Source organism: Nocardia abscessus NBRC 100374 (assembly GCF_000308455.1).
Taxonomy (GTDB): domain Bacteria; phylum Actinomycetota; class Actinomycetes; order Mycobacteriales; family Mycobacteriaceae; genus Nocardia; species Nocardia abscessus.
Genome location: NZ_BAFP01000092.1, coordinates 115,959 through 129,858, shown reverse-complemented (window position 1 = coordinate 129,858; position 13,900 = coordinate 115,959). Strand labels below are relative to the sequence as shown.

Genomic DNA, 13,900 nt, shown 5'->3' with positions numbered 1-13,900 from the left:
AAACACCAGGAGTCCCCCTAGTGAGCAGTACGGACACCAAGACCGCGCCCGCCTACGACACGCCGGTCGGCCTCACCAACCCGCCGATCGACGAGTTGCTCGAGCGCACGTCGTCCAAGTACGCCCTGGTCATCTACGCGGCCAAGCGGGCCCGCCAGATCAACGACTACTACAACCAGCTCGGCGACGGCATCCTCGAGTACGTCGGCCCGCTGGTCGAGCCGGGTCTGCAGGAGAAGCCGCTGTCGGTCGCGCTGCGCGAGATCCACTCCGACCTGCTCGAGCACTCCGAAGGCGAGTGAGGCGAACCGAGTTCGCCGTGACCACTACTAGGCCGGAGGCGTAGTGACCACAAGGATCGTCGTCGGCGTAGCCGGAGGGATCGCCGCCTACAAGGCATGCTCTCTGGTCCGGCGGTTCACCGAGACCGGACATGACGTCCGGGTGATCCCCACCCACTCGGCGCTGGAGTTCGTCGGCAAGGCGACCTTCGAAGCACTGTCCGGGAACCCGGTGCACACCGGCGTGTTCTCCGACGTGCCGGAGGTCCCGCACGTTCGGCTGGGCCAGGAGGCGGACCTGGTGGTCATCGCCCCGGCGACCGCCGACCTGATGGCGCGCGCCGCGTCCGGCCGTGCCGACGACCTGCTCACCGCCACGCTGCTGACGGCCCGATGTCCGATCTTGTTCGCGCCCGCGATGCACACCGAGATGTGGGAGCATCCGGCGACCGTCGCCAACGTCGCGACGCTGCGTGCCCACGGTGCGATCGTCATGGAACCCGCGGCGGGCCGCCTCACCGGCGCCGACACCGGTCCCGGACGGCTGCCCGAGCCCGAGGAGATCTTCGGCCTCGCGTCGCTGCTCATGGAGCGCGCCGACGCGATCCCGCGTGATCTGGAGGGCCGCCGGGTCGTCATCACCGCGGGCGGCACCAGGGAACCGCTGGATCCGGTGCGTTTCCTCGGTAACCGCAGCTCCGGCAAGCAGGGCTACGCGCTCGCGCGGGTCGCCGCCCAGCGCGGCGCCCACGTCACGCTCATCGCGGGCAACACGATCGAGATGGCGGCGCCCGCCGCCGTCGACCTGGTGCACATCACCACCGCCGAACAGCTGAAGACCGCCGTCGACAAGCACGCCGTCGGCGCCGACGCGGTGATCATGGCCGCTGCCGTCGCCGATTTCCGGCCGACCAACGTCGCCGCTGCCAAGATCAAGAAGGGCGTGGGGGAGCCGGACGTCATTCCGCTGACCAAGACCGACGACATCCTCGCCGGGCTCGTGCAGGCGCGACGCGACGGACAGTTGCCCGGCACCGCGATCGTCGGCTTCGCCGCCGAGACCGGTGACGAGCACGGCGACGTCCTCACCCACGCGCGGGCCAAGCTCGCGCGCAAGGGCTGCGACCTGCTCGTGGTCAACGCCGTCGGCGAGGGCAAGGCGTTCGAGGTGGACACCAACGACGGCTGGCTGCTCGGCGCGGACGGCACCGAGCAGGCGCTCGATCACGGGTCGAAGGCGTTGCTGGCCAGCCGGGTGCTCGACGCGCTGAGCGTGTTGCTGCGCTGAGCCGGGCCGCGTGCCTGCCGGGATCGACGGCGATCGGTCGTTCGCGCCGCCGTCATCATTTCGGCATCGCCGGGACACCGCCGGTTCAGCTGTTCGGAATGGCTTCGGGGTAGCTCCCCGCCGTGTCGGTGATTTGGAATAGTCTGGGATATAAGGGTTGCGCAGTAGCGACATCGCGTTACTGTCGCAACCCGATACGAGTAACCCGTTGAGGGAGAGGGAAGAACTGTGCGCACGTCCGGGAGCCGGCTTTTCACCAGTGAGTCCGTGACCGAAGGTCATCCGGATAAAATCTGTGATGCCATCAGCGATTCCATTCTCGACGCATTGCTCGCGGAAGACCCGCGCAGCCGGGTCGCGGTGGAAACCCTCGTGACGACGGGCCAGGTCCATGTCGCCGGCGAGGTCACCACGTCGGCGTATGCCGATATTCCGCGAATTGTCCGGGAAAAGGTCCTGGAAATCGGATATGACTCTTCCGCAAAGGGATTCGACGGAAATTCGTGCGGTGTTAATATCGCGATCGGCGCGCAGTCGCCGGATATCGCGCAGGGTGTGGACACCTCGCACGAGGCGCGCGTCGGCGGCTCCGACGACGAGATCGAGCGCCAGGGCGCGGGTGATCAGGGCTTGATGTTCGGCTACGCCACCAAGGACACCCCTGAACTGATGCCGCTGCCGATCGCGCTCGCGCACCGGCTGTCGCGCCGCTTGACCGAGGTGCGCAAGTCCGGTGTGCTGCCCTACCTGCGCCCGGACGGCAAGACCCAGGTCACCATCGAGTACGAGGGCGACCGCCCGGTCCGGCTCGACACGGTCGTCATCTCCACCCAGCACGCCGCCGACATCGACCTGGACAACCTGCTCGCGCCCGACATCCGCGAAAAGGTTCTCGACGCGGTGCTCGCCGACCTGGAGGTGCCCACGCTGGACACCTCGAACATCCGCCTGCTGGTCAACCCCACCGGCAAGTTCGTGCTCGGCGGCCCGATGGGCGACGCGGGCCTCACCGGCCGCAAGATCATCGTCGACACCTACGGCGGCATGGCCCGCCACGGTGGCGGCGCGTTCTCCGGCAAGGACCCGTCGAAGGTGGACCGTTCGGCCGCCTACGCCATGCGCTGGGTCGCGAAGAACGTGGTCGCGGCCGATCTGGCCGAGCGGGTAGAGGTCCAGGTGGCCTACGCGATCGGCAAGGCCGCCCCGGTCGGCTTGTTCGTCGAGACCTTCGGCACCGAGAAGGTCGACCCGGCGCGTATCTCCACCGCGATCGCCGAGGTCTTCGACCTGCGTCCCGGCGCGATCATCCGCGACCTGGACCTGCTGCGCCCGATCTACGCGCCGACCGCCGCGTACGGCCACTTCGGCCGGACCGACGTCGACCTGCCCTGGGAGCACACCGACCGCGCGGACAAGTTGCGCGCGGCCGTCGGACTCTGATCTCGATCAGGTCCGAGTGAACGAACCCGCGGCGCACACCCCCGCCATCGAGGCGGACGGTCCGTCCGCGGGTCCCGCGGCTGTGCGGTTGCCGATCGCCCGGGTGCTCCCGTTGCTGTCGCCTGCGCATCTCGACCGCGACTTCGACTATGTGGTGCCCCCCGAGCTGGACGACATCGCCCAGCCCGGGGTCCGGGTACGGGTCCGTTTCGCGGGCCGCCTGGTCGACGGTTATCTGCTCGCGCGATCGGCGCACACCGACCACGGGGGCAAGCTGGTCAAACTCGAACGGGTCGTCTCCGGCGAACGAGTGCTGACGCCCGAGATCCTCGAGCTGGCCGGCGCGGTGGCCGATCGTTACGCGGGCACCCGCGCCGATGTCCTGCGCCTGGCGATCCCCCCGCGCCATGCCCGCACCGAAACCGGCGGCGGTAAGAAATCCACTGCCGCCCAGGCTGTTTCCGCCGAGTCCGTGGTTCCGGCCGATGTTTCCTCGGTGCTGTATGAGGGGTGCGCGGACGACATCACGATCGAACGCGTCGGCGATGCAACGTCTTTCAATTCGCCACTCTCGGATTCCATTGCTATGGGAACCGAGTCGGCGGAAGGCGGCGGTGGACCGGTGCCGACGAATGGCGGAGCCGCCGGAGCGAGGGAACCGAGTGATAGCCCCGCGAGCAGGCAGTCGCACACGCTGGATAACGGAGCCGCCGGAGCGGGGACCCCGAGTGCTGGGAGCCCTGCGAGTGGGCGATCGCACAAGCCGGATGATGGAGCCGCCGGAGCGCGGGAACCAAGTGATAGCCCGGCGAGCAGGCAGCCGTACACGCCGGATGACGGAGTCGTCGGAGCGAGGGAACCGAGTGCTGCGAGCCGGGCGAACGGGCAGCCGCACACTTCGGAATCGGGCCGCGACGAGCCCGATGCCGGGTTGCCCTCGGAGCCGGGGGAAGCACGCCCGGTCGGCGAACGAATCGACAACGAGCAGGAGGCGGACGCCGCCGCGGACCGGGCGGCCGGTGGCGACTCGCCGGTTCCGCAGGAACTTTCAGCCCTGGACGTGGATATCGCTGCCTGGGAGCGCTATGTGCACGGCGCGGCCTTCGTCGGTGCGCTCGCACAGGGGAAGGGGGCTCGCGCGGCCTGGCAGGCACTGCCCGGCGAGGACTGGCCCCGGCGGTTGGCCGAACTCGCTGCCGTGGTGGCCGGGCAAGGGCGCAGCGCGATCCTCATGGTGCCCGACCAACGCGATCTCGACCGGGTACTGGCGGAATGTGTACGGCTGGTAGGGGACTCGGCCGTCGGACTCGCCGCCGGTCTGGGGCCCGCCGCCAGATACCGCCGCTGGCTCGCGGTGCTGCGCGGATCGGCGCGGGTGGTGGTCGGCACGCGCAGCGCGGTGTTCGCCCCGGCGGTGAATCTCGGCCTGATCGCGCTCTGGGACGACGGCGACGACACCTACGCCGAACCCCGCGCACCGTATCCGCACACCCGTGAGGTCGCGATGTTGCGTGCCCACGAGACGGGCGCGGCGTTCGTCGCGGCCGGCTTCGCGCGCACCGCCGAGATCCAGGCCGTGGTCGATTCCGGCTGGGCGCACGACCTGGTGGCCGACCGCGCCGTACTGCGCAAGGCCGCGCCCCGGATCAGTGCCCCCGGCGACAGCGACATCGCCCTGGAACGGGATCCGGTCGCGCGCGCCGTGCGGATTCCCGGCGTCGCCTTCGCTGCCGCTCGTGCCGCCCTGAAAGAGGGGGCGCCGGTACTGGTGCAGGTGCCGCGCCGCGGCTACATTCCCGCGCTGGCTTGCGGGAAATGCCGCACTCCGGCCCGATGCAGGCACTGCAACGGACCTCTCGCGCTGCCGGAAGCCCACGGATCGCGAGGATCGGCCACCGAATCCGGCGCGGCAGCGCAGAGTCCCGCTTGTCGCTGGTGCGGGATCACCGAAGCCGCGTTCCGCTGCACCACCTGTGGGTCGCGCGCGCTGCGTGCCGTGGTGATCGGTGCGGCGCGCACGGCGGAGGAGCTGGGGCGCGCCTTCCCCGGCGTACCGATCCGTGGTTCCGGCGGCGGCGCGGTGCTCGACACCGTGGAGCCGGGCCCCCAAGTGGTCGTCTCCACGGTCGGCGCCGAACCTGTGGTTCCCGGCGGCTACGGCGTCGCGCTATTGCTCGACGGCTGGGCGCTGCTCGGTCGTGCCGACCTGCGGGCCGCCGAGGACGCGCTGCGCCGCTGGATGGCGGCCGCGGCACTGGTCCGTGCGCACGGCCAGGTCATCGTGGTGGCCGAGCCGTCGATTCCCACCGTGCAGGCGCTGGTCCGGTGGGATCCGGTGGGCGCGGCGCGTGCCGAGGTGGCGGCTCGCGCCGAGGTCGGGTTCCCGCCCGCGGTCCGCCTCGCCGCGATCGACGGCACCGCCGACACCATCGCCGAACTGCTCTCGGCGGCGGACCTGCCCGATACCGTCGACCGCCTCGGACCGGTGCCGCTGCCCGACGGCGCCCGCAAGCCGTTCTCCTCCGGGGATTCGCCCGCCGAAGTCGAACGTCTGCTGCTGCGGGTCGAGCGCCGCTCCGGAGCGGCGCTCGCCCGTGCCCTGCGCGCGGCCCAAGCGGTCCGCAGCACACACCGCTCCGATGCCCCGCTTCGCGTCCAGATCGACCCGGTCGACATCGGCTGACAGGCCCGGCGGGACGCGCGAGCTTCGATGGTGCACTCTCGCCGAGAAGGCGAGTACCGTTCCGGCCGCGGTTCGCCGACGAGCGGGTCGGTGGCCGCTCACGGGTGGATAGCGTGCCACTGTCGGCGGCTGTCGATGCCACCGGGAGACGATGAAATCGCCGACCACTCCACCCGCGGTCCGGCGCTCTCGCGAGTGTCAGGCGAAGGCCGCTCGATTGCGGACGGCCCAATCGGCGTACTTCGTGGCGGGCCGCCCGAGTACGCGGGGCACATCGGGGCTGATCAGCTGTTCGGCGGGTGTCGGCTCGCCGAGGATGGTCAGCGTATGCTCGACCACCGGCTCGGGCATGAACTGGGTCATCGCCGAATGGGCTTGTGCCCGAGTCAGTTCCACGAATCGCAGCGGCTCGCCGAGTGCCGTGCCGAGTGCCTGGGCTTGCGCTCGTGGCGTGGCGAGTTCGGGACCGGTCAGGGTGTAGACCTGTCCGGCGTGCCGGTCGTCGCGCAACGCGGTCGCCGCGACGGCGGCGATGTCGGCCGGATCGATCGAGGGGAGACCGATGTCGCCGAACGGCGCGGCGACCGTACGCTGCGTGCGCACCGACTCCGTCCACGCGTAGGTGTTGGAGAAGAAACCGGCAGGCCGAAGGAAGGTCCAGCCCAGCCCGGAGTCCCTGATCGCCAGCTCGTAGGCGATGAGCCGGGCGTAGCCCGCCGCGTCGGGGCGCGTTGCCACGCCTTGCGAGGACACGAAGACCACTCGGCGTATGCCCCCCGCGGCCGCGGTCTTCAGTACCCGCTCGGGTTCCGGGCCCGCCACCAACTGCTCGCCGGTGATCAAGAGAAACAGCGTGTCGGCGCCCGCGAAGGCGGGGGAGAGGCTTTCGGGCTCGCCCAGATCGGCCCGGACCGATCGGACTCGCTCGGGCAAGGAGAGATCCGCATGCCGGGCGACAGCCGTCACCTCCTCGCCGGCGTCCGCCAGCAAGCGCACGAGCGGTGCGCCGATATTTCCGGTGGCTCCGGTGACCACGATCATTGGTGCTCCTCAGTTAGTTGGCTGACTAAATAGAATCTAGCCGTTGGTGGGTCCGCTGTCTACAGTTAGTTGTGTGACTGACTCAGAGGCGGGGACCAAGGCGGGCAAACGGGAGCGGTTGATCGAAGCCGCCGTGCGGGTGTTCTACCAACAGGGCGTGGAGAAGACGACGATTGCCGACATCGCTCGTGCCGCAGACGTTCCGGTCGGCAACGTCTACTACTACTTCAAGACGAAAGACCAGCTCATCGAGGCGGCGATCGGCTCGCACGCGCGCATCCTCGAGGCGGTGATCATGGCGAGCGACCGGCACGAGACGCCCGCGCAGCGACTGAAGGCGCTCATCGCCGGGTGGGTCGCCGACCGCGACCAGACCGTGCGTTACGGCTGCCCGTTCGGCACCTTGTCCTCGGAACTGGACAAGCGAGGTGACGGGTTGGACACCGCGGCCGCCGATGTGATGCGCGTTCTGGTGAACTGGGCCGAACGGCAGTTCGCTGCGATGGGACGTGCCGACGCCCGGGAACTCGCGGTCGCCTACGTTGCTGCGTATCAGGGAATCTCGTTGCTCACCAACACTTTTCGCGATCCAGAGCTCATGGTCGCCGAGGGTGCGAGGCTGGCACGCTGGATCGACTCGCTGGCGAGCTGATCTCCCCCGTGGGTCCGGACCGCCGAACCGGGCCTTGCATTAGATGCATTGACGATATATCGTCGATAATGTGAATAGAACACGAGAGCCTTGGGAGGCTGAGATGGAACACCGAGAAGAACGAGAATTCGGCCGGCGTGGTCGTGGACCACAGCCCGGTCACGAGGGCTTCGAACGGGGGCTGCGCTTCCGCCGGGGCGGACGTCACGGCTTCGGTCCGGAATTCGGGCCGGGCTTCGGCCCCGGTTTCGGACCCGGCTTCGGCCCGCACTTCGGTCGCGGACGCGGCCGGGGCGGCCGTGGCAGGCGCGGCGACGTCCGGGCGGCCGTGCTGCTGCTGCTCACCGAGCGGCCCATGCACGGATACGAACTGATCCAGCAGATCCGGGAACGCAGCGACGACATCTGGCGGCCGAGCCCGGGGTCGATCTACCCGGCGCTGGCGCAGCTGGAGGACGAGGGTCTGGTCCTCATCGAGAAGGTAGCCGGACGCAAAACCGCGAAGCTCACCGAGACCGGCACCGAGTACGTCACGGCGCACCGGGACGAGCTGGGCGATCCGTGGGCGGACGTACAGCAGGATGTCGGGGCGCAGGCGATGGATCTGCGCGGACTCGTCGGGCAGTTGATGGGCGCGGTCGCTCAGGTCGCGGCGGCGGGCACCCCGCAGCAGGCGGCGCGTGCGGCGGAGTTGCTCACCGAGACCCGCAAGTCCCTTTACCGCATCCTCGCCGAGGATGAGACCCCCGAGAAGTAGGGGAGGCGAAACACCCCGATAGCGCGGGCATTTCGAGCCGATCGGAGCGATCATTGTGATATGCGACAGTCGACTGGGTCGGGAGCCTGGGGTATTTCACACTTGCGTGGCGCTGTGCTGGCCATCGTGGTCGCCGGCGCCACCGCGCTGGGCTCGGGCGTGGTCTCGGCCGAGCCCGTCGACTTCCGGCCGCCCGACGTGCCGATGTACGCCGCGCCGCCGCAACCCGATCACCTGGCCGCGGCGTGGTATCAGAAGAGCCACCCGAACGCGGTTCCGGGCGGGACCAATGATTTCACCTGCGTGCCGAGCGCCGCGCATCCCCATCCGGTCGTGCTCGCGCACGGGACCGATTCCTCGGCCTATTCCGACTGGTCGGGGATCGCGCCGCGGCTGACCGCGGCCGGATTCTGCGTTTTCGCGCTGAACTACGGCGGCAAGCCCGGCGCGCAGAGCTACGGTACCGAGGATCTGGTGCTCAGCGCCTACCAGGTCGGCGCGTTCGTCGATCAGGTGCTCGCGGCGACCCGGGCGGACAAGGTCGACCTGGTCGGGTTCTCGCAGGGTGCCAACGTGACCCGGTACTACGTCAACAAGCTGGGCGGTGCGCCCAAGGTCGACCAGTGGGTCGGCCTCGCTTCGCCCACTTACGGGGGTGTGATGTACGGGCTGGTGCCGGTCGCCCAGGCGATCCCCGGCGCCCTGCAGGCATTCGCCGCGGTGACCTCGCTCGCCGCGGTGCAGCAGGCCGAGGGGTCGCCGATCATGCTGGACCTCAACGCGGGCGGCGACACGGTGCCCGGCGTGCGGTACGTGACCATCGGCAGCCGGGTCGACGAGATGATCCAGCCGTTCGAGAACATCGCGCTGCGCGGGCCGGGCGCGCGGAACATCGCCCTGCAGGACCTGTGTGCCGTCGATCTCACCGGGCACTTCCACATGGTGTACGACCCGTTCGTGCAGGAGTTGCTGCTCACCGTGCTCGATCCGGGCAGCCCGGCACCGGTGTGCCGGGAGGTCCCGTTGGGCACCGGCATCCCCGAAGTGATCATCGCGGGCAACTCCTGACTCGGGTGATCACGCCGCGCCTGAAGCCTGTCGCGCTCGGGTGATGCGACAGGCGATGTCGACGTAAGCACCATCAATGGTTCAATCAATGATTGAACCATTGATGGGAACGTGGTTGACTGAGCGCATGCCGAAACAGGTCTCCGACTCCACGAACACCCGTGATCGTCTGCTCACGGCTGCCGAACGGCTGCTTCTCGAAGGGCGGTACGACGAGGTGTCGGTGCGCGGGATCTGCGCCGAGGCCAACGCGAATCCGGCGGCGGTGCACTATCACTTCGGGTCGAAGGACGCCCTTGTCGCGGCTCTGCTCGAGGAGCGGCTGGGGCCCGTGTGGGAGAGCCGGCTGTCCGCTGTCACCGGCGGGCACGGCTCGATCACCGAGGTGGTCGATGCGGTGATCGAGCCCTTCGTCGCGTTGTCGGCCGATCCGATGGGGCGGTTGCACCTGCGGTTACTGGCGCAATTCGTGCTCGGCAGGCAGGTGACCGAATGGCGTCAGCCCTGGTTCCTGATCGACTCGTGGGTGAGTCTCTTGCCCGGGGTTGGCGAGCGCGAGAGCCGGCGGCGGTGGATGTTGGCGTTCGACCTCGTCATCATGCGATTCGGTAGTGCGGAGCAACGAGAGATGTCGCACGAGGCGGTGGCCACCCTCCGGGACTTCGTGGTGGCCGGCTTGACCGCGCCGACAGGAGAGAAACGATGAACGACGTATTCGCACCGGCCCAACTCGGGCCGATCACCCTCCGCAACCGGGTGATCAAAGCCGCGACATTCGAAGGCCGCACGCCGGACGCTCTGGTGACCGACGAACTGATCGAGTTCCATCGCGAGGTCGCCGCCGGTGGCGTCGGGATGACGACCGTGGCCTACTGCGCGGTCGCTCCCGGCGGCCGGACCGACCGGCACCAGATCTGGATGCGCCCGGATGCCGTGCCGGGACTGCGGCGGCTCACCGACGCGGTCCACCGGGAGGGCGCCGCGGTGAGTGCGCAGATCGGTCATGCCGGCCCGGTGGCCAACGCGGCCTCCAACCGGGCTCCGGCGCTCGCGCCGAGCCGGATGCTCAGCCCCCTCTCGATGCGCATGATGCAAACTCCCGACGACAACGGGATCCGCGCACTCATGGCCGCTCATGCCGACGCGGCGAAGCTGGCCGAACAGGCCGGCTTCGATGCGGTCGAGATCCACTTCGGGCACAACTACCTGGTCAGCTCCTTTCTGAGTCCCAAACTGAACCGCCGCAAAGACCGGTTCGGCGGCACCTTGGCCAACCGGGCACGGTTGGCGCGGGAGATCGCCGCGGCCGTGCGCCGAGCCGTGGGTGGCCGTCTGGCGGTGACCGCCAAGCTGAACATGGAAGACGGCGTGCGCGGCGGGCTCACGGTGCCCGAGTCGCTGCAGGTCGCCGCCTGGTTGGAAGCCGACGGCACGCTGGACGCGCTGGAGCTGACGGCGGGTAGTTCACTGCTCAACCCGATGCTGCTGTTCCATGGCGACGCACCGCGGAAGTCGTTCGCCGACGTTCTTCCGGTACCGGCGCGCTGGGGTTTTCGCGTGGTGGGCAAGGCGTTCCTGAAGGAGTATCCGTACCGGGAGGCGTATCTGCTCGAGCGGGCGCGCCACTTCCGGCGGGAACTGTCGATGCCGCTGATTCTGCTCGGCGGCATCACCAACCTGGACACCATGCGGCTCGCGATGGCGGAAGGCTTCGAGTTCGTCGCGATGGGCCGTGCGCTGCTGCGGGAGCCGAATCTCCTGCAGCGCATCCGATCCGACGCCTCCACCCGTTCGGCCTGCGTGCACTGCAACGAATGCATGCCCACGATCTACACCTGTACCCGCTGCGTGTTCCGTCCCGGTAAGCCGCGCGAACCCGTGGAGCTCACATTGTCGGCTGCGGGCGGCGCCGACGAAAAGGCATGATCGGCCCGGCGATCGAGCCGGGAAACCTGTGAGCGGCTGGGGCCGCGCTTCTGCCGCGATCAGCGGCGGACCGCACGCAGGATGGCGCCGTCCCGGGTGAGGACGAAGCGGATCGCCTCGTGGTCATTCGGGGTCAGGGAAGCCCGGCGCTGCTTCCACGAGGACAGGCTCGCCGCCAACCCGGGATCCGCCGTGGCGTGCGCGCGGCAGTACTCGGCCAAGGTCACCCGCAGGCGCGGGGAGGTCGCGGGGTGCCCGGCGAGCTCGATCAGGCTGGTCAGCGTCTGGCAGGCGGACACGAACTCGCGCGCCGCGGCGGTCGGGCTTTTCGTGGACAGTCTCATCTTCCCCTGGTCGTTGTCGTGTGCGTCCGCGCATCGTGTCGCTGTCGAAACCACAAGTGGCAGAGGATATTCAGACACGCACAGGGCTCCGGTGCCAGAAGACGGGAGTCGGATCTTGCGTGCGATCGGACTTTTCTATCGGCGATCGGCGACGCCCGAGATTCAGCGTGACGTCAGACTCGCGACGAGCATCGCCGTCATCGCGATATCCATGGCCAGGTGCGGGAACACCGCGACAACGAGGCGGCGGCGGGTCGACTCGACGCCGCCGGGCGGGCGGATCACGGCCGCGAGAAGCCAGGAGCATCGGGTACGGCAGATCCGCAAGGTCCGAGCGAGAGCACCCCGCTGCGCTGAGCCCCGGATCCGAACTTTCTCGCCGGGGACGGTTCGAGGCCGGTCTCCCGGGTATGCGACCAGATGTCAGCTTGTTCCGATATTCCAGGAGGTTGTTATGGCTGAACATGGAAGCGGTGCCCGGGAAGGCGTCGAGGGCGTCGTCGAAGATGCCAAGGGCAAGGTGAAGGAAGCGGCCGGTACCCTGACCGGTAAAGAGGGCCTGAAGGACGAGGGCCGCGCGCAGCAGGACAAGGCGGAATCGCAGCGCGAGGCGGCCGGTAAGGAAGCCGCGGCCGAGAAGGCCAGGGCCGAGGCGGACGTCGACGAGGCCCGCCAGTCCGCGCATCAGCAAGGACGGTAACACCACGCGCCCGGTTCGCCCGGGCCACCGACACCGCCGTCGTCAGCCGAGCTGACGGCGGCGGATCGTCATGGTCGGGAATCACTCCTTTGCCCCGGAGGCGCAGCGCGGCTAGGCGTACGGCTCGACGGTGCGGACGTAGTCGAGGCCTGTGAGCCGTTCGGCGACCTCCGGCGCCGAAGTGATGACTACTCGATTGGCGCCGCCGTCTTGGACGACTCTGCCGTCGGTTGTCCGCAGCCATTCGAAGAACTCGCTCCGAACGGCGTCGCCGCCGAGGTTTCCCGGATCCAAAAGGATGAGGTATTGGCGATCATGCGCTGACATACGACTCTCCTTTCCCTCTTCACCATCGTGGACCCATCAGCTTCGGTAACGAAGAGGCATGCTTGCCGAATCTTGGCAATGGCGGAGGCCGGGGTGGGCGCGAAGTCCGAGGCCGGTCAGTCCCGGGTCGCCCGGCGGGCGGCGCTCACCGCACGTTTGGCGATGGCCCAACGGTGCACCTCGGAGGGGCCGTCGTAGATGCGGAACGGCCGCACTTCACGGGAAAGTCGAGCCAGCGGGAGGTCGTCGGAGACGCCGAGCCCGCCGCACAGCTGAATGCCGCGGTCGACGATGCGGAAGATCGCCTCGGCGGCGAATGTCTTCGCGATGGACGTGGCGTTGCCCGCGTGCTCCCCGTTGTCCAGTTCCCAGCAGGCGCGCACCAGCAGCGCCCGGGTGGCGGCGATGTCGATCTCGTTGTCGGCGATCATCTTCTGCGCCATGCCCAGATCGCCGATGCGCGCACCGAAGCCTTCGCGCTGGGCGACCCGCTCGACGGCGATGTCGTGCCCGCGTCGCGCCGCGCCCAGCCACCGCATCACGTGCGTCATCCGGGCCGGGCCCAGCCGGACCTGGGCGTAGTCGAAACCGCGATCGACGGCGCCGAGCACCGCCTCGTCGGGGACGAACATGTCCTCGAAGAAGACCTCGCAGTGGCCGCCGATCATGGCCCGGTCCAACGTGGTGATGTGCCTGCCCACGCGCAGGCCGGGCGTGTCGGCGGGTGTCAGGAACATGGTCGCGCCGCCGCGCTGGCCCGGTTCGCCGGAGGTTCGGGCCATCACGATGAAGAAGCCCGCGCCCTCGGCGCCGGTGATGAAGTGCTTGTGGCCGTTGATCCGCCAGCCGCCGTCCACCCGGGCGGCGCGGGTGGCCAGCGCCGCCGGGTCGGAGCCGGCGCCGGGCGCGGGCTCGGTCATCGCGAAGGCCGAACGCACCTCGCCACGGGCGAGCGGCTCCAGATAGCGGGATTTCTGCTCCGGGTCGGCGATGTGGGCGAGCATGTGGACGTTGCCCTCGTCCGGCGCCGCGATATTGAGCGCCGTCGGCCCGAACAGTGAGTAGCCCGCCTCCTCGAACACCGGCGCGCGATCCGACATCGACAGTCCGTGACCGCCGTACTCCACGGGCGCGTGCGGCGCGAAGACTCCGGCATCGCGCGCCTGCTTGTTCAGGGCGGCACGCAGTCCGTCGCCACCCGCGGCGGTGATATCGCCGTGGTATTCGTCCTCGATCGGCAGCACCGTCTCCCGCACGAATGCGCGGGTGCGGTCGGTCAGCGCCCGGACTTCCTCGGAATAGGTCAGATCGATCGGCATCGCGTAGTCCTCCTCGACATCCGGAGCCCGTTCGCCTGACCGAACGATCGCTCCATCTGAACACTGTCTCACCG

At 69.1% G+C, this 13,900-nt stretch carries 15 protein-coding genes; 10 read left to right on the top strand and 5 right to left on the bottom strand.

Translation table 11 applies throughout. The features are described from left to right. Positions 1 to 20: 20 nt before the first annotated feature. The 4 genes from rpoZ to ON19_RS43845 all read left to right on the top strand — a co-directional run bounded on the left by rpoZ (position 21) and on the right by ON19_RS43845 (position 5,692). On the top strand, positions 21 to 302 hold the full coding sequence (gene rpoZ, locus ON19_RS18360) for a DNA-directed RNA polymerase subunit omega (protein ID WP_039798918.1): 282 nt from the start codon (positions 21 to 23) through the stop codon (positions 300 to 302). A gap of 43 nt (positions 303 to 345) precedes the next feature. Further along, complete coding sequence (gene coaBC / locus ON19_RS18355) at positions 346 to 1,569, top strand: bifunctional phosphopantothenoylcysteine decarboxylase/phosphopantothenate--cysteine ligase CoaBC (RefSeq protein ID WP_043693833.1); 1,224 nt, start codon at positions 346 to 348, stop codon at positions 1,567 to 1,569. Positions 1,570 to 1,797: 228 nt separating this feature from the next. Continuing rightward, positions 1,798 to 3,009, top strand: a complete 1,212-nt coding sequence (gene metK, locus ON19_RS18350; protein ID WP_043693830.1) for a methionine adenosyltransferase — start codon at positions 1,798 to 1,800, stop codon at positions 3,007 to 3,009. Positions 3,010 to 3,055: 46 nt separating this feature from the next. Next, complete coding sequence (locus ON19_RS43845) at positions 3,056 to 5,692, top strand: primosomal protein N' (protein WP_498043917.1); 2,637 nt, start codon at positions 3,056 to 3,058, stop codon at positions 5,690 to 5,692. 198 nt (positions 5,693 to 5,890) lie between these two features. On the opposite strand, the gene ON19_RS18340 is transcribed toward ON19_RS43845, so the two are convergent. After that, positions 5,891 to 6,733 carry an NAD(P)H-binding protein gene (locus tag ON19_RS18340; protein ID WP_043693827.1) on the bottom strand — a complete coding sequence of 281 codons (843 nt, stop codon included), beginning with the start codon at positions 6,731 to 6,733 and terminating at the stop codon, positions 5,891 to 5,893. Positions 6,734 to 6,806: 73 nt separating this feature from the next. Here ON19_RS18340 and ON19_RS18335 point away from each other — a divergent pair, with 73 nt between their 5' ends. From ON19_RS18335 to ON19_RS18315, 5 genes are all read left to right on the top strand, one after another. Continuing rightward, on the top strand, positions 6,807 to 7,385 hold the full coding sequence (locus ON19_RS18335) for a TetR/AcrR family transcriptional regulator (RefSeq protein ID WP_083899459.1): 579 nt from the start codon (positions 6,807 to 6,809) through the stop codon (positions 7,383 to 7,385). A 103-nt stretch (positions 7,386 to 7,488) separates the two neighbouring features. After that, positions 7,489 to 8,142: a PadR family transcriptional regulator gene (locus tag ON19_RS18330; RefSeq protein WP_043693824.1), complete on the top strand. Its 654-nt coding sequence runs from the start codon at positions 7,489 to 7,491 to the stop codon at positions 8,140 to 8,142. Positions 8,143 to 8,202: 60 nt separating this feature from the next. Next, positions 8,203 to 9,210 carry an esterase/lipase family protein gene (locus tag ON19_RS18325; RefSeq protein WP_051169029.1) on the top strand — a complete coding sequence of 336 codons (1,008 nt, stop codon included), beginning with the start codon at positions 8,203 to 8,205 and terminating at the stop codon, positions 9,208 to 9,210. 127 nt (positions 9,211 to 9,337) lie between these two features. Beyond that, positions 9,338 to 9,916, top strand: a complete 579-nt coding sequence (locus ON19_RS18320) for a TetR/AcrR family transcriptional regulator (RefSeq protein ID WP_043693821.1) — start codon at positions 9,338 to 9,340, stop codon at positions 9,914 to 9,916. Beyond that, on the top strand, positions 9,913 to 11,136 hold the full coding sequence (locus ON19_RS18315) for an NADH:flavin oxidoreductase (protein WP_051169028.1): 1,224 nt from the start codon (positions 9,913 to 9,915) through the stop codon (positions 11,134 to 11,136). Before ON19_RS18320 ends, ON19_RS18315 begins: the two co-directional genes overlap by 4 nt. A 59-nt stretch (positions 11,137 to 11,195) precedes the next feature. Here the strand turns inward: ON19_RS18315 and ON19_RS18310 are convergent, their stop codons facing one another. Beyond that, on the bottom strand, positions 11,196 to 11,480 hold the full coding sequence (locus tag ON19_RS18310; protein WP_043693819.1) for a hypothetical protein: 285 nt from the start codon (positions 11,478 to 11,480) through the stop codon (positions 11,196 to 11,198). A 162-nt stretch (positions 11,481 to 11,642) separates the two neighbouring features. Then, positions 11,643 to 11,765, bottom strand: a complete 123-nt coding sequence (locus tag ON19_RS43840; RefSeq protein WP_255218397.1) for a hypothetical protein — start codon at positions 11,763 to 11,765, stop codon at positions 11,643 to 11,645. A gap of 169 nt (positions 11,766 to 11,934) precedes the next feature. Here ON19_RS43840 and mbp1 point away from each other — a divergent pair, with 169 nt between their 5' ends. Continuing rightward, positions 11,935 to 12,180 carry a microaggregate-binding protein 1 gene (mbp1, locus tag ON19_RS18305; protein ID WP_043693815.1) on the top strand — a complete coding sequence of 82 codons (246 nt, stop codon included), beginning with the start codon at positions 11,935 to 11,937 and terminating at the stop codon, positions 12,178 to 12,180. 111 nt (positions 12,181 to 12,291) lie between these two features. Here the strand turns inward: mbp1 and ON19_RS18300 are convergent, their stop codons facing one another. After that, positions 12,292 to 12,507, bottom strand: coding sequence for a hypothetical protein (locus ON19_RS18300; protein WP_157229752.1), 216 nt, complete (start codon positions 12,505 to 12,507; stop codon positions 12,292 to 12,294). 116 nt (positions 12,508 to 12,623) lie between these two features. Continuing rightward, a complete protein-coding gene (locus tag ON19_RS18295; protein ID WP_043693809.1) occupies positions 12,624 to 13,826 on the bottom strand; it encodes an acyl-CoA dehydrogenase family protein in 1,203 nt (400 codons plus the stop codon). Positions 13,827 to 13,900 lie beyond the last annotated feature (74 nt).